We start from the raw sequence: 18,731 nt of genomic DNA on the forward strand, positions 1-18,731 counted from the left end.
CGGCGAAGTGATTGCCGACGGCGTCGACAAGGTCGATCGTCAGTATGTGGGAGTATTCGTCCCACACACCGAACCGCTGGTAAGCGCTTCATGACAGGCCGGTTCGGGATCGAGCTTTTCGGATTCGACATCGGAGTCAGAATGAACAGCTTGCTCGAAAACCATCGCGGATGGGTTGCCGATATCTTCGCCGATGGGTTGTACGGACGTAGCGAGGCCCCCGGCCCCAGGGCGACACTCGCGATCGACACCCCACCGCTGTCATCCGAAGATCGGCACCCGCGCCGACCGGAGGAGGTGATCGGGTGGCGCGCACTGTGCTCCTGCGACAGCTGGCACGGGCGAACCTGGCTACGCGCCGACCGCAGCGCCGACCACGCGCCGTCCGCGCGGGTCCTGCATTGCCCGGCCGGCAGACTCGACCCGGACCTGGCCCGATTGGTGCTCGCGGAGTGGGACTACCACCAGCTCGAGATGCAGGCCCTGATCCCGGTGCGGTTGGCATTCGCGGACACGGCCTCGGCAGAGCAGCGCCTCGCCGAAGCCGTCCGGTTCGTGCGCGCGTCCGGCGCGTCATGGGAAGCGGTTGCCCGAGTGATCAGCGCGCCCTCGGCGGAAGCCGCCGAACTGCGATTCAGCAAGTGGGCCGCTCCTGAGCACGAGGCGGCGGAACTGCGCATTCCGTAATTTTCGCTGAAGTCGACGCGGCGATTCGGCTCAGCCTGAATTCAATGCTGGTCGCGGCTCGTTCCTGGTGGTTTCGTGTGACCAGATCGTCCAGGTTCGAGCGAAAGGCCACCGTATGTCCGTCGATGACGCAGCCGCCCCAGGAGTACGGGTGGTGAAGCTCGGCGCCCACATCGGCGCGCAGATCGACGGTGTCCGGCTCGGTGGTGACCTGGACGCGCTGTCGGTGGCTGCCATCCGCGCCGCGCTCGACGAGCACAAGGTGATCTTCTTCCGTGGCCAGCACCACCTGTCCGAGGACGGGCAATACGAGTTCGCGCAGTTGCTCGGCGATCCGACGACTCCGCACCCGACGGTGACCTCGGCCGGGGCGAAGAGTCTGGCCATCGATTCGCACCAGACCCGTTCCAATGTCTGGCACACCGATGTCACCTTCGTCGATCGCGTCCCGCAGGCCTCGATCCTGCGCGCGGTGGCGCTGCCCAGCTATGGCGGTTCGACCACCTGGGCCTCGACCGTCGCCGCCTACAACGCACTGCCCGAGCCGCTCAAGCGACTCGCGGAGAGCCTGCGCGCGCGCCATTCGAACCAATACGACTACGCCGCCGAGATCGAGGACCGATCCGCCGATACCGACCGCGCCTATCGTCGCGAGTTCGAGTCCACCTATTTCGAGACCGAGCACCCCGTGGTGGAGGTGCACCCGGTGACCGGCGAGCGAGCCCTGTTGCTCGGCTGCTTCGTCAAGGAGATCGTCGGGGTGTCGAGCAGCGAGTCGCGGGCGCTGTTCCGGCTGTTCCAGGACCGGGTCACCCGTCTCGAGCACACCGCGCGCTGGAACTGGTCGCTGGGCGATGTCGCGATCTGGGACAACCGGGCCACCCAGCACTACGCCATCGACGACTACGACGGCAGCGAGCACCGCAGGCTCACCCGCATCACGCTGGGCGGGCCGGTGCCCGTGGGCGTCGACGGCTCCGCGAGCACGGTGATCGCGGGCGACGCCGAGCCGTACGCTGCTCCGCTCGAGCGCGCCGCATAGCCATCATCGACCGCCACGACCTCGCGCGCATCCCGGGGACGACACTCGAGATCAACTATTCTGCGACGGCACATCCGACGGTTGCGCACGCGCGAACAGCTACCCACTGGCCCGGTCCGACGATGGGAATGCCGTGAATTTGTGGAACTACGTCCAGGGCAGGGGAGAGGTACTGACCTTCCTCACCTATCAGCACGCGTCACTGGCCTTTCAGACAGTGCTGGTCGGAACCGTCGTCGCGATCCTGATCGCGGTGGCGGTGTATCGGTTGCCGCTGGGCTCGGCACTGACCCTGACCTCGAGTCGGGTAGCACTGACGATTCCCTCGCTGGCGCTGCTGGCGTTGCTGCTCGTCCCGTTCGGTCTCGGTGTCGTGCCGTCGTTCATCATGCTGGCGTTCTTCGCTGCCCTGCCGGTGATCGGCAACGCGATCGTCGGCCTGCGCTCGGTGCCCGCCACGGTCGTCGAATCCGCGCGCGGCATCGGGCTTTCGCGGTGGCGGATCCTGCTCACCGTCGAACTGCCGATCGCCTGGCCGGTGATTCTCACCGGCATCAGGGTCTCGACCCAGATGATCGTCGGGGTCGCCGCGATCGTGGCCTACGTTCTCGGGCCCGGCCTCGGCTCGCTGATCTTCAATGGCCTGTCTCGCCTCGGCGGCGCCAATGCCCTCGAAATGGCGCTCACCGGAACCATTCTCATCGTTGCCATCGCGTTGGTCTTCGACGCGCTCCTCGTCCTGCTCGGACGCCTCACGATTGCCAAGGGACTGTGATGACCGATGTGACCAGCCAGCCCGCGCCGACAGCCCCGCAACGCGATGTGACCGGTGATTCCATCACCTTGGATGGCGTCGTCAAGCGGTACAAGGGCCAGGACACGCCCGCTGTCGAGCGCCTCGACCTCGAGATCGACGCCGGCGACATCGTCGCGTTCGTCGGACCGTCGGGGTGTGGCAAGACGACCACGCTCAAGATGATCAACCGGCTGATCGAGCCGACCGAAGGGCGGATCTTCATCGGCGGCCGCGATGTCACCCGGGAGGATCCCGACAAGCTGCGGCAGTCGATCGGCTACGTCATCCAGTCCGGTGGCCTGTTCCCGCACTGGTCGGTCGCCAAGAACATCGGCGCGATCCCCCGGGTGCTCGGCTGGGACAAGAAGCGGATCGCCGAGCGCACCGACTACCTTCTCGACCTGGTCGGTCTCGACCCGGCCACGTTCGCCGACCGGCTGCCCAAGGACATGTCCGGCGGCCAGCAGCAGCGCGTCGGCGTCGCCCGCGCGCTCGCGGCCGACCCGCCGGTGCTGCTGATGGACGAACCGTTCGGCGCGGTCGACCCGATCACCCGGGTTCGCCTGCAGGACAGTCTGATCGCGATCCAACACGAACTCGGCAAGACCATCGTGATCGTCACCCACGATTTCGAGGAGGCCACCAAACTCGGCGACAAGGTGCTCATCCTGTCCGAAGGCGGGCATGTCGAGCAGTACGCGGCGCCGGAGGAGATCCTCACCGACCCGGCGACGCCGTTCGTGGAGGAATTCGTCGGATCCGGCGCGAAGCTGGCCTATCTCACGGTGTCTCGGGTGCGCGATGTGGAGGTCGACCCGGTGACCACCGCCAGGATCGGGGAATCCTCGCAGGTCGTGATCGGGCGGGCCGAAGCCGCGGGACACACCTGGGTGGTGGTCGTGGACGAGTCGGGTCGGCCGCGGTCGTGGCCGTCACTGACGGAAGTGGCGAGCAAGCCGGAGGTCTCGGACTATCTGGACCGCCGTCTGCCCGTGGTGGCCAAGTCCTCGACGCTCAACGACGCGCTCGACGCCATGCTCGCGGCGAGTCAGGGCGCCACCCTGGTCACCGATGGTCGCGGCGCCGTCGTCGGCTCGCTGAACATCGGCTCGGTGACCGATGTGATCCAGACCAAGCTCGCCGAGGGGCACGCCGCGGTCGAGGACTCGTCCTACGAAACCTATGTCGACGGTTCCGATCCCACGCCCACGCCGGTCGTCGCCGCCGACGACGAACCCGGATCGGTCGAACCGGCATGAACCGTCTGCGCCGGGTCCCGATCGACGTGTGGTTCGAACCGCTCATCATCGTGGTGATCGGCATCGGGTACGTGTTCTGGTATCAGTCCTCGACATTCACCCCGACCGAACAGGCCTCGCTCGGCTGGGCCAATCTGCAGACCACAATCCTCGATCACATCCGTCTCACCGTGGTCGCCACACTGATCGTGGTGGTCGTCGCGATTCCGCTCGGTATCGCGCTGACCAGACCGGCGTTGCAGCGGTTCGAGCCGATCGCCGTGAACATCGCCAATGTCGGCCAGGCCGCGCCCGCCGTCGGTTTGCTCGTGCTGTTCACCTTCTGGCTCGGCACCGGGTTCCGCACTGCGGTCGTCGGTCTCGTCGTCTACGCGATCCTGCCGATCCTGCAGAACACGATCGTCGGACTCCGACAGGTGGACCATCGCACCATCGAGGCCGCGCGCGGTATCGGCTTCTCGGCCGGACGGACCCTCGCGCAGGTGGAGTTGCCGCTCGCGGTGCCGGTGATCCTCAACGGCGTGCGCACCGCGCTGGTCATCCTGGTCGGTACCGCGACGCTGAGTACCTTCATCGGTGCGACCAGCCTCGGCACCCTGATCACGACCGGTGTCACCCTGTTCTTGCCCAAGCTGCTCATCTCCGGCGCCGTGCTCGTCGGCCTGCTGGCGTTGATCATCGATTGGCTCGGCCGACTCGTCGAACTGGCCGCGACCCCACGAGGTGTCTCATGAGGCGAGTCCCGTTGATTTCCGCGCTGGTCGCGACGATGTCGCTGCTCGTCGGCTGTGGGCTGGTGAGCTCGTCGGGCACCTTCCACGAGGCGAGCCTGCCCGACGGCGAACGTCCCCTCGACGGCGCGAAGTTGGTCGTCACCTCGAAGAGCTTTACCGAGGGTGTGGTGCTCGGCAAGATCACTGCCACCTACCTGGCCGCGGCGGGTGCCTCGGTCACCGACCTGACGGGCGCTCCGGGTTCGGCCTCGTCTCGGCAGGCCCAGCTCAACGGCGACGCCGACGTGCTGTGGGAATACACCGGCACCGGCTGGGTCAACTATCACAACGAGACCGAGACGATCGCGGACCCGCAGGAGCTCTGGCAGCGCGTCCACGATGTCGAAAAGCGTGATCACAACCTCGAATGGCTTCCCCCGGCTAATTTCAACGACACCTACGCCTTCGGTGCGTCGACCCCGACCGCGCAGCGACTCGGCGTGAAGTCGCTCTCGGATGTGGCCGCGCTACCGGTCGCCGAACGTACCTTCTGCGTCGACGACGAATTCTTCAGTCGCTCGGACGGTTTCATTCCGATGCTGCAGAAATACGGCATGCCCTACAACGATCCCAACGGTGTCCCCGTGGGCAACGTCACCCGGATGGACGCCGGCGTCGTCTACACCGCGACCGCGAAAGGCGAGCCCTGCCATTTCGGCATGGTCTACACCACCGACGGCCGCGTCAAGAACCTGAATCTGGTGGTCCTGGACGACGACAAGAAATTCTTCCTCCCCTACAGCGGCACCGCGGTCGTCCGCGGCGCCGTCCTCGACGCCGACCCCGAACTGCGCGAGCTCCTCGGCACCATCTCCGAGCTCCTCACCGACGACCTGATGCGAGAACTCAACGGCCGAGTCGACATCGACGGAGAAGACCCCGCCGACGTCGCCTACGACTGGCTGAAGAGCGCGAACCTCATCGAATAGTGTTGTCGGCCCGCACAGGTGGGCCCGGTGTAAAAGAAGTGTCGATACGATCGGCGCAGGTCTAGGCTCTCGACGTGTCCCAGAATGCCCTCACCGACGTGATTCGCTTCGATCCGATGCCGGACCCGCGGCCGATCGATGAGCCGTGGCCGGAGCTGACGTGGCCTGTTCCCGTGGATGCCGAACTCGTCGGCGAGGCGGTGCGGTTGAACCCGGTCGATCCTTCAGCGGACGCCGCCGAGTTGTTCGCGGTGCTCGATCACGATGCCGTGTGGGCGCTTCTTCCTTTTCGCTTACGTGATCGGCAGCAGCTGGAAGAGTTCCTCGATTCGTGGCACGCAACGTCCGACCGCCATCTGTGGGTTGTCCGGACGCGGCGGGCCGTCGCGGGCTTTCCTGCCGGTGCGATCGTCGGGATGACCGCCTATCTCGAAACCCGTGCGCGTGACGCGCGGTTGGAGATCGGCGCCACCCTCTACACGCCGCCGGTATGGGGCGGTGCGGTGAATCCGGAGGCCAAGTTCCTGCTGCTCCAGTATGCGTTCGATACGCTGGGCGCCGGTCGTGTCGAGCTCAAGACAGATGTCCGCAATCACCGTTCCCAGCAGGCCATCTCCCGCCTCGGCGCCCAGTACGAGGGCACTCTGCGCCGCCATTCCCGGCGTGCCGACGGCACTGTCCGCGACTCTGTGCTGTTCTCGATCACCGTCGAAGACTGGCCCGACGTTCGCGCGCGCCTTGTCGCCCGGCTCCGCGACCCAGGCCACCGCTGAGGGGATTCCAGCGGGGTCGATGCGGGCGCCCACAACGCGCCGCGCGCGCCACGGCACTGTGGGTGCCATGACGCGCGCGGCGAATGTTGTGGGCGGAAGACCTATTTCGTGAGGGGCAGCCCGGTCGGTTCGGGGATCTGTTCCACGGTCAGACGTTTGCGGAAGACCCAGTAGGTCCAGCCCTGGTAGATCAGAACCACCGGGGTGCACAGCACCGCTGCCCAGCTCATCACCTGGAGGGTGTAGTGACTGGACGAGGCGTTGTAGATGGTCAGGTCGAAGGCGGAGTCGATGGTGGAGGGCATGACGTTCGGGTACAGCGAGCCCACCAGCAGGACGGTGGCCGAGGCGATCGTGAGCGTGGTGCCGATGAAGGCCCAGCCGTCACGGCCCGCGACGGTGGCGCCACCGGCGACGACAAGGCCGAGTACCGCGGTGCCGAGAGCGCCCCAGGTCCAGCCGGAGCCGTAGGCAAGCTGGGTCCACAGCCCGAACCCGCCGACGATCACCACCGTGGGCACGAACAGGATCCGGACGCACGTGCGGGCATCGTCGCGGACCTCGCCACCGGTCTTGAGCGCCAGGAAGATCGCGCCGTGCAGGGCGAACAGGATCGCCGTGGTGGCCGCGCCGAGCAGCGCGTAGGGGCTGAGCAGATCCCACACCGAGCCGACGACCTGGCGCTTCTCGTTCAGCGGCACACCGCGCACGAGGTTGGCGAACACCCAGCCCCATGCCAGTGCCGGAATCCACGAGCCGATGCCGATGCCGATGTCGCACCAGGACCGCCACTTCGGCGAGTTGATCTTCGATCGCCACTCGATGGCGCAGATCCGCAGGATCAAGGCGACCAACAGCAGTAGCAGGGCCAGGTAGAACCCGGAGAACAAGCTCGCGTACCACTCCGGAAACGCCGCGAACATCGCACCGCCCGCGGTGATCAGCCACACTTCGTTGCCGTCCCAGACCGGGCCGATCGTGTTGAGCACGACGCGCCTGCGCGCATCCGAACCCTTGCCCAGGATCGGCATCAGCATGCCGACACCGAAGTCGAAGCCCTCGAGAATGAAGTAGCCGGTGAACAGCACGCCGACCAACACGAACCAGAATTGCTGCAGACTCATCGTCGTCTCCTAGTACGCGAAGGACAGCGGCTCGACGGGTTCGGCGCGGTGCCTACCGCCACCGCCGTCGTCATCGGGACCGGACTCGTCATCGGACGCCGTCGGCCCCGGCTCGGGCCCGACCACGGTGTAGCGGTGCATCAGGTAGTACCAGACCACGGCCAGTGCGCCGTAGAGCAACGTGAAAACCGCGAGGGAGAAGATCACCGTCCCCGGCGCATGATCGGAGACACCCTGCGCCACGGTCATACGAATGGTCGTGTCGCCGGTCAGATTCGGCACCACCACCCACGGCTGCCGTCCCATCTCGGTGAAGACCCAGCCCGCGCTGTTGGCCAGGAAGGGAGTAGGGATGGCGATCAGACACAGCCAGGAGAACCAGCGCTTGTCGGGTACTCGGCCACCGCGGGTCATCCAGAGACCGGCGAGCAGCAACAGCGCAGGTCCGGCCAGCAAGCCGATCATGCCGCGGAAGCCCCAATAGGTGACGAAGAGATTCGGCCGGTAATTGCCGGGCCCGTAGTCCTGCACGTAGGACGCCTGCAGATCCTCCACGCCCTGCAACGTGACGCCGGTGAACTTGCCCTCGGCCAGGAACGGCAGCACGTACGGAACTTCCAGTAGATGCGTGACACTGTCGCAGTTGTTGTGCGTGCCGACGGTGAGGATCGAGAACTTCGGATCGGTTTGGGTGTGGCACAGCGATTCCGCCGACGCCATCTTCATCGGCTGCTGATCGAACATGATCTTGCCCTGGATGTCGCCGGTCACCCCCACCACGACGATCGATGCGGCGATGACCCACATCCCTGCCCGGGCCGCCGGTCGCCACATGATCCTGGCTTCGTCGAGTTTCGTGGCATCACCGCTGCGCGCGTTGCGCACCATGAACCACCCGGCGATGCCGACGACGAAGGTCGCCGCGGTCAGGAACGCGCCGGCGACCACGTGCGGAAATGCCGCGAGGGTGGTGTTGTTGGTGAGCAGCGCCCAGATGCTGTCCAGCTCGGCGCGTCCGGTGTCGGGGTTGTACTTCGCGCCGACCGGGTGCTGCATGAACGAGTTGGCCGCGATGATGAAGTACGCCGAGGCGTTGACGCCGAAGGCGACGATCCAGATCGTCGCGAGGTGAACGAGTTTGGGTAATCGGGTCCAGCCGAAGATCCACAATCCGAGGAATGTCGACTCCAGGAAGAAAGCGACCAGCGCTTCGAATGCCAGCGGCGCACCGAAGACGTCGCCGACGAATCGGGAGTACTCACTCCAGTTCATCCCGAATTGGAATTCCTGCACGATGCCGGTGGCGACGCCGATGGCGAAGTTGATCAGGAACAGTTTTCCGAAGAACTTCGTGAGCCGATACCAGTGTTCTTTTCCGGTGATCACCCACGCCGTCTGCATTCCCGCTACGAGCGGTGCCAGTCCGATGGTGAGCGGGACGAAGATGAAGTGGTAGACCGTGGTGATACCGAACTGCCATCTGGAGACATCCAGTGTGCTCATTGCCAGCGAACTCATCGTCGGATCTCCTGCCATCGCAGTGAACTGTTGCCGAACCGCTTGCTGTCTGAGTCGAGATGAAATGGATGCTGACGTGCTACGGCACCGCTTCGGCGCACATGACGGCGGTTGTCGCTTCGCCCGGCAGGTCGACGAGTTCGTCTACGCCCGCGGCGAATTCCGGTGTCTGCAGGTAATTCGCGTACGCGCGGAACGACGCGTTGCGTCAGCACTGCTCGATCCTAGGTGACGAGGTCGCGAATTCCGGTCAGGACTCGGCGATCGTCTTCGCCCGGAGCAGTATGTCTTCGATCATCGCGGGATTCACCTTTCCCGTGGCAGTATTGCGCTGGCTCACGTGGTAACTACCGAGCACAGTGACCGACCGGCCGTCGGGATGGGTGATGACGACTTGCGCGCCGTGGGTGAATCGTGGACGCGGACGGGGCACATTCCAGTCGCCTGCGGAAAGGACGGTGAACAGGGCCTGCCAGCCGAAGCCGCCGAGGACGACGATCACCCGAAGCGTCGAGCCGAGCAGTTCCAATTCCCGGCTGAGGAAAGGCGCGCAGCGGCGCCGCTCCTCGGGTGTCGGCTTGTTCTCCGGCGGGGCGCAGTGCACCGGTGCGGTGAGCCGGGTATCCAGCAGTTCGATGCCATCGTCGAGGCTCACCGGATGCGCGCCGGTCGCCGATCCGACCGCGTGCAGCGCACCGAACAGGACGTTGCCGCTCGGGTCGCCGGTGAACATGCGCCCGGTGCGATTGCCGCCGTGGGCGGCGGGGGCGAGGCCGACCACGAGAATTCGAGCGTCGGCGGGCCCGAAACCGGGTACCGGCCGACCCCAGTACTCTTCGTCGCGGAAGGCTGCCCGTTTGACGACGGCGACTTCTTCGCGCCAGGCGACGAGTCGGGGGCAGGCGCGGCAGGTGGAAACCAAGCGATCGAGTGCGGCGATATCGGGAGCGATTTCTGCCGCCCACGGGGCCTTTTCCGGATCCTCGCCGGTCATCGGCTCAGTCTAGTCCGCGGCGTGGTTGCGGCTTCGGAAAAGTTCGCCGACCGAACCAGCTGCGCGGTACCGTCGGTACCACGTACATTCGAGGGATGTTGTCCACCGAGATCGTGAGCGCCGACGGAGTCGTGCGCGGTCGTGCGGGTCGTCGAATCGCCCGCTGGCGTGCCCTGCCCTACGCGGCCCCACCCATCGGAGCGTTGCGGTTGCGTGCGCCCCAGCCCGTTCGGCCGTGGACGGGGGTCCGGTCGGCGACCGAGTTCGGTTACGCCGCCGTGCAGAATCCGAACGGTGCCCGCATCGGCCCGCGAACCTGGCAACCCACCGGGGAGGATTGCCTGACGCTCAATGTCACCGCGCCTGCGACGCCGTCGGCCACCCCGCGCCCGGTCATGGTGTTCTTCCATGGTGGCGGATACCTGATCGGCACGTCGAGCATGTATTCCGGCGCACGGTTGGCCGCGCGCGGTGACGTGATCGTGGTGTCGGTGAACTACCGCCTCGGCGCGCTCGGGTATGTCGACTTCAGCGAATTCTCCACGGCTGACAGACCTTTCGAGTCGAACCTCGGACTTCGCGATCAGGTCGCGGCGCTGGAATGGGTACGTCGCAATATCGCCGCGTTCGGCGGTGACCCCGACAACGTCACCATCTTCGGCGAATCGGCCGGTGCGCACGCGGTGGTCAGCCTGCTGGCGACGCCCGCCGCGCGCGGTCTGTTCCATCGGGCGATCGCGCAGAGCGCCCCCGCTGACTGGACCTCGACACCGGAGGAGGCGCGTCGCTTCGCCCGTCGCTGCCTGGACCGGCTCGGCGCCACCCCTGCCGACGCCGCGACCGTGCTGAGCACCGTGTCCGCGAAGGACCTGTGCCGGGCGGGTGACCGTGCGCTCGGTCGTTCGCTGCGCGAGGAGCCGGGCAGCTTTCCCTACGCCCCTGTCGCGGACGGCGACTTCCTCCCGGAGATGCCCCTGGACGCGATCGCGGCGGGCCGCGCACATCCGGTGCCGTTGATCATCGGCACCAACCGCGACGAGGCGACGCTGTTCCAGCGCTTCGCCAAGTCGGTGCCACACACCCCCCAGCAACTCAGCACCATTTTCGACCGCTACGAGCCGGGCGCCGAAAAGCGGGTGACCAGCAGCTACCCCGGGTATCCGGCGGCGCGAACCGCAGTACGGGTCGGCGGCGACCATCTGTTCCTACGGCCAACGTTGGCCGTGCTCGAAGGCCACAGCAAATACGCCCCCACCTACGCCTACCGGTACGACTACGCCCCCCGCGCGCTGCACCTGGCGGGCTTCGGCGCTACCCATGCGCTCGACCTGGTCCCCGTCTTCGGCTGGGTCGACGGCCCCGTCGGGCGCGCGATGACCGCAGCCGGTGGCAGGCGGGCCTTCCTCGCGGTCCAGGATTACATCCAGGACAACTGGCTCAGCTTCGCCCGCACCGGCCAACCGCTGGCGCCGTGGTCGCCCTACACCGCGGAACGCCGCACCACCTCCATCATCGACCATCCGCCGCGCGTCCTGGTCGACCCCGAGTCCGCGCAACGTGAAGCGTGGCAAGGCATTCGGAAGTGTGAAGCATGACTGTAGAGCTCGCCGCGGGGCAGCTGGCCGACCGCATCAAGGCGCTCTACGCCGAAGACGAGCAGATCCGTGCGGCGCGGCCCGTCGAGGATGTTCACGCCATCGTGACGACTCCCGGACTCGCGACGGCGCGCATCGTCGAGACCGTCATGACCGCCTACGCCGATCGCCCGGCGCTCGGCACCCGCCGTACCCAACTGGTCGAGAACAGCGGACGGTCGACGCGAAAGCTGTTGCCGGAGTTCGAGTTGCTGACCTATGGGCAGGTGTGGGAGCGCACTCGCGCGCTCGCCGCGGCCTGGCATCGCGACGGTGTCGTCGCGGGGGATTTCGTCGCGGTGCTCGGGTTCACCAGTGCCGACTACACCGTGCTCGATCTCGCCACGATCCACCTGGGTGGGGTCGCGGTGCCGTTGCAGGCGGGCGCGGGACTGGAACAGTTGCGGTCGATTCTCGACGAGACCGAGCCGACGGTGTTCGCGGTCGATACCGCGCACCTGGACATCGCCGTGGACGCGGTACTGGCAGGCGTCACGCCGCGTTCGCTGATCGTGTTCGATCATCACGCTGACGACGACGATCACCGGGATACCCTCGACGCGGCCCGCGCCCGCCTTCGGGCCGGGGGATCGGGCCTCGTGCTCCGCACCCTCGACGACACCATCGAGCAGGGTCGCCGCGCCGACGCGGCTCCGCTGAGCGTGCCCGCCGCGGGCGAGGACCCACTCGCCCTGCTGATCTACACCTCGGGCAGCACCGGGACCCCCAAAGGCGCGATGTACACCCAGCGCCTGGTCGCGGTGGGCTGGCAGCCCGCGCGGCCGCTGACCGCGATCAATGTCAACTTCCTGCCGATGTGCCACATCGCCGCTCGGCTGACCCTCAACAGCGTGCTCGCCCGTGGGGGCACGGCGTATTTCACGGCGGCGGCGGACCTGTCGACATTGTTCACCGACATCTCCCTGGTGCGGCCCACCGAGATCTTCCTGGTGCCCCGGGTGTGCGACATGATCCTGCAGCGCTTCCAGCGTGCGGTCGCCGAGCGCGGCGACGCGGCGATCGACACGGTGAAAACCGAACTGCGCGAACAGTTCCTGGGTGGCCGGCTGCTGTCGGTGCTGTGCGGCAGCGCGCCGATCGCACCCGACCTGCGTGCCTTCGTCGAGTCAGTACTGCAGCTGCGCCTGCACGACGGCTACGGCTCCACCGAGACCGGCGGCGGGGTGATCTTCGATACGAAGGTGATGCGCCCGCCGGTACTGGATTACAAACTCGTCGACGTGCCGGAGCTCGGCTATTTCGGCACCGACAAGCCGTATCCGCGCGGCGAGTTACTGCTCAAGACCACCACCATGATCGCCGGGTATTACCGCCGCCCCGAGGTGACCGCCGAGGTCTTCGATGCCGACGGGTTCTGCCGCACCGGAGACGTGGTGGTCGAGTTGGCGCCCGATCGGTTGGCCTATGTCGACCGCCGCAACAATGTCCTCAAGCTCTCCCAGGGTGAGTTCGTCACGGTGTCGCGGTTGGAGGCGGTGTTCGCGGGCGCGGACCTGGTGCGCCAGATCTATGTGTACGGCAGCAGTGAACGCTCCTATCTGCTGGCGGTCGTAGTGCCCACCGAGGCCGCGCTCGCGGGGCCTGCCGACGAGTTGCGCGCCGCGGTGAGTGCGTCGCTGCACCGCGCCGCCGCCTCGGCAGAACTCGAGCCCTACGAGATTCCGCGTGACTTCATCATCGAGTCCGAACCGTTCTCGACAGCCGACGGGATGCTGTCGGGGGTGGGGAAACTGTTGCGGCCCAAGCTGAAACAGCGGTACGGGCAGCGTCTCGAGCAGCTCTATACCGACCTCGCGCGGGGTCAGGAAGACGAACTGCAGCGGCTGCGTCACGACGCACCAGGGCTGCCGGTGTACGACACCGTCGCCCGCGCCGCTCGCGCTGTGCTCGGCGGCGATCCGGCGGATCTGCGTCCGGACGCACGATTCGGTGATCTCGGCGGTGATTCGCTGGCTGCGCTGTCGTATTCGACGCTGCTCCGGGAACTGCTCGCGGTGGACGTGCCGGTGAACGTGCTGCTCGGACCGGACAGCGACTTGGCCCATATCGCCGACTACGTGCGACGTGAGCGTGAACCCGGCACGCACAGAACCGATTCCGACGCGGTGCACGGCAAGGGCGCTACCGAGATTCGCGCGGCGGATCTGACGCTCGAGAAGTTCGTGGATGTCAGCACCGCCGCGCGCGTTCCTGCCGCTACGCCCGCGAAGACGGTGTTGATCACCGGCGCGAACGGTTATCTCGGGCGGTTCCTGTTGCTGAGTTGGCTCGAGCGGCTCGCCCCGGAGGGCGGCAAGGTGATCTGCGTGGTCCGTGGCGGTGACGCGGTCGCCGCCAGAGAGCGACTCGACGCGGCCTTCGACACCGGCGACAGTGAGCTGGTCATGCACTTCCAGGTTCTCGCGAAGGACACCTTGGAAGTGCTGCCCGGCGATATCGGTGAACCGAATCTCGGTTTGCCGCAGCCGACCTGGGACCGGTTGGCCGGCGAGGTCGATCTGATCGTGCACTCCGCGGCACTGGTGAACCATGTGTTGCCGTACGCGCAGCTGTTCGGCCCGAACGTGGTCGGCACGGCCGAGATCATCCGGCTGGCGCTGACAACGACCCGCAAGCCGGTGAGTTATCTGTCGACGGTGGCCGTCGCGGCGCAGGGGGAGTCCTTCGCCGAGGACGGCGACGTGCGAACCATGAGTCCGGTTCGCCGACTGGACGGTTCCTATGCAAACGGCTACGGCAACAGCAAGTGGGCGGGCGAGGTTCTGTTACGCGAGGCTGCCGAGCGGTTCGGGCTACCCGTCGCGGTATTCCGCTCGGACATGATCCTGGCGCACAGCCACTTCCTCGGCCAGCTCAATGTGCCCGACGTCTTCACCCGTCTGCTGCTGAGTGTGCTCGTCACCGGGCTCGCCCCGACATCGTTCTACCGCACCGATTCCCATGGCCGACCGCAGCGCGCCCACTACGACGGCCTGCCTGCCGACTTCGTCGCCACGGCCATCACCGAACTCGGTGCCGCGGCCTCGAGCGGGTACCGCACCTACGACGTCCTCAACCCGCACGACGACGGGATCTCCCTCGACGTGTTCGTCGACTGGCTGATCGAAGCGGGCCACCGCATCGATCGCATCGACGGCTACGACGACTGGTTCGCCCGCTTCGAAACCGCCTTACGTGCCCTACCCGAACCCGAGCGCAAGCACACCCTGCTCCCGCTCCTCGATGCCTACCGCAAGCCCGGCCGTCCACTGCGCGGCTCGGCCCTACCCGCCGACGGCTTTCGCGCCGCCGTCCGCGCCGCACAGATCGGTCCCGACCACGACATCCCGCACCTGCCGACAGATCTCATCGCCAAATATGTCCGTGACCTGAAGCATCTCGGCATTCTGGAATAGCACTCACAGGCGAGGCCGGGCGATCCACGAGTGCCACCCGCCATCAACGATCAGCTCGGCCAAGCGCTGGTAACCGGCGCTGCCGGGGTGGGCGCCGTCGCCCGCCGTGGCTTCGCCGACCCAGATCGGGTCTTCTGCCAATTGCTTGGTGGTGGCGACGAAGGGCACGTCACGCGAGCCGCACAGCTCTGCCATGGCGTCGGCGAGTTCCACCGTTCGGCGCAGATGCTCCTCGCCGCCGTCGACGACAGGTGGTGGGCCGATCACCAGCGGATGGATCGCGCGCTCGCGGCTTTCGGCCAGGAGGGTCGCGAGGTTGTCGAGGCAGCGCGCCTTACCGACCCGGACGCTGCCGTCCTCCACGACCGCGTCGTTGCTGCCGAAGGAGATCACCAGGCGATTGTCGGCGCCGGGCAGCACACGCGGATCGACTTCGCGCCAGCAGCGACGCAGGACATCGTCGGAGGTGTTGCGGCGGATGCCGAGGTTGAACGCGGTGAGTACGCGGCCGACCCAGCCGCGGTACTCCGGGTCACCGATGCCCTGGACGAAGGAGTCCCCGATTAAGCAGATGCGTAGATCCTCGTTCATTCCGGCAACTGTACGAGGTGGGGGAGCGGGGCCGTGTTACCTGGTCCGGCCGGTGGTGGGGGAGCGCGTATACCAAGGGGCGGTACAGGTTTGAATCGTCCTGGCCACTCCGGATTCGAGTGGTCGAGGGCCACGTCGACGATCTTGGTTGCCGCAACTCCTAAATTGTTTAATGCCGATACTTAGATATGCGCATCTAAACATGTATTACACCCGACGTCATCCCCACTCACACGCAGGCAAACCATCTCCAAAAGAACACAAGGAGGCCGGGGGGCGCCCAGCTGGTTGGTCTCCGTGGGTACTGGTTGTTAGCGAGGGGTCACAATGCGGGCGACGGCCGACACCATCGCCGAGCGCTGCTCTGCCAGGCGGTCGCGGCCGGCGACGACTGTTCCGGCCCGGGCGTGGGCGGCTGATGTGCGAGCCAGGTCGGTGAGCATGTGGAGCAGGATCGTGGCCGGGATGTCGGTGGTGACGAGTCCTTCATGCTGGCCGCGGCGGAGCTCGACGAGTTTCGCGTCGATGGTGCGCCGCAGGACCTGGGGGATATCGCCGGACGGCTCGAGTTCGGACCAGGCTTGTAGCCGGGCGTTGTCGGGGTGGGCGATGAAGTGGTCGAACAGGCGGCCCACATAGGCGGGAAGGTCGTCGGCGGACATCGCGGCTTCGCTACTGGTCTCGGTCGTCCAGCGTTCGGTGACAGCGGCGTACAGCTCGTTCTTGCCCGGGAAGTACGCGTAGAGGCGGTCCTTGCTGGCGTGCGCGGCGGCCGCGATGCGGTTGATCCGAGCACCGGCGATGCCGAATTCGGCGAACTCCGCTTTCGCCGCGGTGAGTATTCGCTCCCGTGTTGCCTGACCTGCCGCCCGCATGAGCCGAAGCGTACCCCTTGCCGAACCATCTGGTTCGGAACTATGGTCCCATGTGAACCGGACGGTTCTGAACTCTGTGAGACGAGGGCTTTGATGAGCGCGGACAAACCACGGTGGCAGCAGCTCAGGGAGCAGACCGACGGTGTCGATACTGCCGATCTGGACCAGCTGTGGACCCGGCTACGCCCGGCTCGAGCCGAGGAGATCCTCGGTGAATGGCGCGGCGACGCGTTCCAGACCGGTCACCCGCTGTGCCGCGCGCTGCCTGCCAGCCGCTGGTACGGCAAGAATTTCCTCGCTCTCGACGACGCCAAGCCGCTGATGTGCCGAGCCGAGGACGGCACCCTGTTCTCGAATGTCGAGCTGGGACAGGGCGAAGCGACCCTGTGGAATGTCGAGTTCCGCGGCGAGGTCACCGCGACCATGGTCTACGACGGCCGCGCGGTGTTCGACCACTTCAAGTGGCTCGATGACACCACCTTGATGGGCATCATGAACGGGCGCCCCGAACTGGTTCTGTCCCGCGGCCAATACTTCTACTTCCTGCTGGAACGGGTCGCCTGATGCGCACAACGGCGGTGTTGTCGCGCGATCCGTCGGCGGAGTTCTCGATCGAGCCGATCGAGGTCGACGAGCCCCGTGCCGGGGAGATCCTGGTGCGGATCGTCGCCGCCGGGATCTGCCACACCGATCTGGTCAGTCGCCGCGCGGGTGCCGCGGATCGTCCGATTCTGCTCGGACACGAGGGCGCGGGCGTCGTCGCGGCGGTCGGATCCGACGTGCGTACGGTCCGGCCCGGCGATCATGTCGTGCTGACCTTCCGGCACTGCGGTGCCTGTCGCAACTGCGCGGCCGGTCGTCCCGCCTACTGCCACCGCGCGACCGCGCTCAACCAATTCGGACGGCGCGCGCACGACACACCCCGGGCGCTTGTCGACGGTTCTCCGGTGCTGGACGGATTCTTCGGTCAGTCGAGTTTCGCCGGCTACGCGTTGACCACTGAGGACAACACGATCGTGATCGACCCCGCGATCGACCTCGCGGTGGCGGCGCCGTTCGGTTGCGGGTTCCAGACCGGCGCGGGCGCTGTCCTGAACGCGTTGCGCCCGGAATCGGGTGCGTGGGTCGCTGTGTACGGGGCGGGCGCGGTCGGGATGGCAGGTTTGCTCGCTGCTCGGTCGATTCCCGACGTGCGCGTGGTCGTTGTCGAAACATCTGCCGCGCGGCGGGAACTGGCTGTCGAGCTCGGCGCTGACGTGGCGCTGGATCCCGCCGACGGGCCCACCGCGCCACGTATCCGCGAACTCACCGATGGCGGTGCGACGCACGCGCTCGATACGACCGGTGTCGCCGCTGTTCTCGGCGATGCCGTCGCCGCGCTCGCTGTCGGTGCCACGGTGGTGGCCGTCGGTCTCGGCCGTGGCGCGCCACCGGTCGATATCGGTGATATCGTGCTGCACGGTAAGGTGATTCGCGGCTGCCTCGAAGGCGACAGCGTGCCTGCCGCCTTCATTCCCCAGCTGCTCGATCTGTACGCGACCGGTCGCTTCCCGGTCGAGCGCCTCATCGCTCGGTACCCGCACACCGAGGTCGGTGCCGCGCTGGCCGACCAGCGCGCGGGCGCTGTCGTCAAACCGGTGCTCACATGGTGAGTACCCTCGAATCCTCGGACACCCCATGACACTTCTCTTCGACGACGCCCCGGCTGTCGAGGGCGCCGAGACGGCTGCCCGCACCCAGCGACGACTCGCAGTGTTGAGCGCCGCGCGTTCGGTCTTCGTCGCCCACGGCTACCACGGGGCGAGCATGGACGACATCGGTATCAGGGCCGGGATGAGCAAGCCGGTGCTGTACACGCACTACGCGAGCAAGCTCGATCTCTATCTCGCTGTGTTGCAGGGTTATCTGGACCGGATGGTCGACGGTATCCGGGACGCGCTGGCCGACGCCGACGGTCAAGAGGACAAGGTGCGCCGCGCGGTGCTGGCCTATTTCGATTTCGTCGACGAGGACGCCGGTGGGCACACCCTGGTCTTCGAGTCGCCGGTGCCGAGTGAGCCGTGTGTGCGGTGGCGGGTGCGCAATGCCATGGGTGAATGCGCGGTGCTGGTCAGCGCGGAGCTGCGCGCCGCGGGTATGGACGACGTCCGTGCCTACGCGTGCGCGTTCGGGGTGGTGGGCGCGAGCCACCTCGCGGCTCGGCAGTGGCTCGACACGGGTCGTCCGATTCCGATGGTCGAGGCTGTCGACACTGTCGTGGCGCTGTGCTGGAACGGATTGTCCGGCGTGGAGACTTCGGGCGACTAGAAACGACGTCGCG

At 66.7% G+C, this 18,731-nt stretch carries 17 protein-coding genes and 1 pseudogene; 12 read left to right on the top strand and 6 right to left on the bottom strand.

From position 1 onward, the window contains the following. Window positions 1-141: 141 nt before the first annotated feature. The 7 genes from NS1_RS02085 to NS1_RS02115 all read left to right on the top strand — a co-directional run bounded on the left by NS1_RS02085 (window position 142) and on the right by NS1_RS02115 (window position 6,259). Complete coding sequence (locus tag NS1_RS02085; protein ID WP_157125064.1) at window positions 142-687, top strand: hypothetical protein; 546 nt, start codon at window positions 142-144, stop codon at window positions 685-687. 115 nt (window positions 688-802) lie between these two features. Continuing rightward, a complete protein-coding gene (locus NS1_RS02090) occupies window positions 803-1,729 on the top strand; it encodes a TauD/TfdA dioxygenase family protein (RefSeq protein WP_062981003.1) in 927 nt (308 codons plus the stop codon). A 133-nt stretch (window positions 1,730-1,862) separates the two neighbouring features. Beyond that, window positions 1,863-2,504, top strand: coding sequence for an ABC transporter permease (locus NS1_RS02095; protein WP_056820141.1), 642 nt, complete (start codon window positions 1,863-1,865; stop codon window positions 2,502-2,504). Beyond that, complete coding sequence (locus tag NS1_RS02100; protein WP_062981005.1) at window positions 2,504-3,784, top strand: ATP-binding cassette domain-containing protein; 1,281 nt, start codon at window positions 2,504-2,506, stop codon at window positions 3,782-3,784. Before NS1_RS02095 ends, NS1_RS02100 begins: the two co-directional genes overlap by 1 nt. Beyond that, window positions 3,781-4,518: an ABC transporter permease gene (locus NS1_RS02105; protein WP_157125065.1), complete on the top strand. Its 738-nt coding sequence runs from the start codon at window positions 3,781-3,783 to the stop codon at window positions 4,516-4,518. The genes NS1_RS02100 and NS1_RS02105 overlap by 4 nt, the downstream gene beginning before the upstream one ends. Continuing rightward, on the top strand, window positions 4,515-5,486 hold the full coding sequence (locus NS1_RS02110; RefSeq protein WP_062981007.1) for a glycine betaine ABC transporter substrate-binding protein: 972 nt from the start codon (window positions 4,515-4,517) through the stop codon (window positions 5,484-5,486). The genes NS1_RS02105 and NS1_RS02110 overlap by 4 nt, the downstream gene beginning before the upstream one ends. Window positions 5,487-5,560: 74 nt before the next feature. Continuing rightward, window positions 5,561-6,259 (top strand): GNAT family N-acetyltransferase, encoded by a 699-nt coding sequence (locus NS1_RS02115; protein WP_084503360.1) that lies wholly within the window; start codon window positions 5,561-5,563, stop codon window positions 6,257-6,259. Between the two features lie 101 nt (window positions 6,260-6,360). On the opposite strand, the gene cydB is transcribed toward NS1_RS02115, so the two are convergent. The 4 genes and pseudogenes from cydB to NS1_RS02130 all read right to left on the bottom strand — a co-directional run bounded on the left by cydB (window position 6,361) and on the right by NS1_RS02130 (window position 9,895). Continuing rightward, window positions 6,361-7,383, bottom strand: a complete 1,023-nt coding sequence (gene cydB, locus NS1_RS02120) for a cytochrome d ubiquinol oxidase subunit II (protein ID WP_062981009.1) — start codon at window positions 7,381-7,383, stop codon at window positions 6,361-6,363. Window positions 7,384-7,392: 9 nt separating this feature from the next. Continuing rightward, window positions 7,393-8,886, bottom strand: a complete 1,494-nt coding sequence (locus NS1_RS02125) for a cytochrome ubiquinol oxidase subunit I (RefSeq protein ID WP_062981011.1) — start codon at window positions 8,884-8,886, stop codon at window positions 7,393-7,395. Window positions 8,887-8,980: 94 nt separating this feature from the next. Then, window positions 8,981-9,094: pseudogene (locus tag NS1_RS38790) on the bottom strand (DUF488 family protein); the annotation flags it as partial. Between the two features lie 57 nt (window positions 9,095-9,151). Next, on the bottom strand, window positions 9,152-9,895 hold the full coding sequence (locus tag NS1_RS02130; RefSeq protein WP_062981013.1) for a uracil-DNA glycosylase: 744 nt from the start codon (window positions 9,893-9,895) through the stop codon (window positions 9,152-9,154). Window positions 9,896-9,990: 95 nt separating this feature from the next. Between NS1_RS02130 and NS1_RS02135 the strand changes: the two genes are divergently transcribed. Further along, window positions 9,991-11,490 carry a carboxylesterase/lipase family protein gene (locus NS1_RS02135; RefSeq protein WP_062981014.1) on the top strand — a complete coding sequence of 500 codons (1,500 nt, stop codon included), beginning with the start codon at window positions 9,991-9,993 and terminating at the stop codon, window positions 11,488-11,490. Next, the gene (car, locus tag NS1_RS02140; protein ID WP_062981016.1) at window positions 11,487-14,945 is read left to right on the top strand and encodes a carboxylic acid reductase; all 3,459 of its coding nucleotides are present in this window, start codon (window positions 11,487-11,489) and stop codon (window positions 14,943-14,945) included. The genes NS1_RS02135 and car overlap by 4 nt, the downstream gene beginning before the upstream one ends. A gap of 3 nt (window positions 14,946-14,948) precedes the next feature. On the opposite strand, the gene NS1_RS02145 is transcribed toward car, so the two are convergent. Further along, window positions 14,949-15,536, bottom strand: coding sequence for a GDSL-type esterase/lipase family protein (locus NS1_RS02145; protein WP_062981018.1), 588 nt, complete (start codon window positions 15,534-15,536; stop codon window positions 14,949-14,951). A gap of 311 nt (window positions 15,537-15,847) precedes the next feature. Further along, the gene (locus NS1_RS02150; protein WP_062981020.1) at window positions 15,848-16,411 is read right to left on the bottom strand and encodes a TetR family transcriptional regulator; all 564 of its coding nucleotides are present in this window, start codon (window positions 16,409-16,411) and stop codon (window positions 15,848-15,850) included. Window positions 16,412-16,504: 93 nt separating this feature from the next. Between NS1_RS02150 and NS1_RS02155 the strand changes: the two genes are divergently transcribed. From NS1_RS02155 to NS1_RS02165, 3 genes are read left to right on the top strand one after another with little or no spacing between them, the layout of a single operon-like run. Beyond that, window positions 16,505-16,975, top strand: coding sequence for a DUF4334 domain-containing protein (locus NS1_RS02155; RefSeq protein ID WP_062981022.1), 471 nt, complete (start codon window positions 16,505-16,507; stop codon window positions 16,973-16,975). Further along, complete coding sequence (locus NS1_RS02160; RefSeq protein WP_062981024.1) at window positions 16,975-18,063, top strand: NAD(P)-dependent alcohol dehydrogenase; 1,089 nt, start codon at window positions 16,975-16,977, stop codon at window positions 18,061-18,063. The genes NS1_RS02155 and NS1_RS02160 overlap by 1 nt, the downstream gene beginning before the upstream one ends. Window positions 18,064-18,088: 25 nt before the next feature. Further along, window positions 18,089-18,718, top strand: a complete 630-nt coding sequence (locus NS1_RS02165; RefSeq protein WP_062981026.1) for a TetR/AcrR family transcriptional regulator — start codon at window positions 18,089-18,091, stop codon at window positions 18,716-18,718. Window positions 18,719-18,731 lie beyond the last annotated feature (13 nt).

Source organism: Nocardia salmonicida NBRC 13393 (assembly GCF_001613085.1).
GTDB classification, from domain to species: Bacteria; Actinomycetota; Actinomycetes; order Mycobacteriales; family Mycobacteriaceae; genus Nocardia; species Nocardia salmonicida.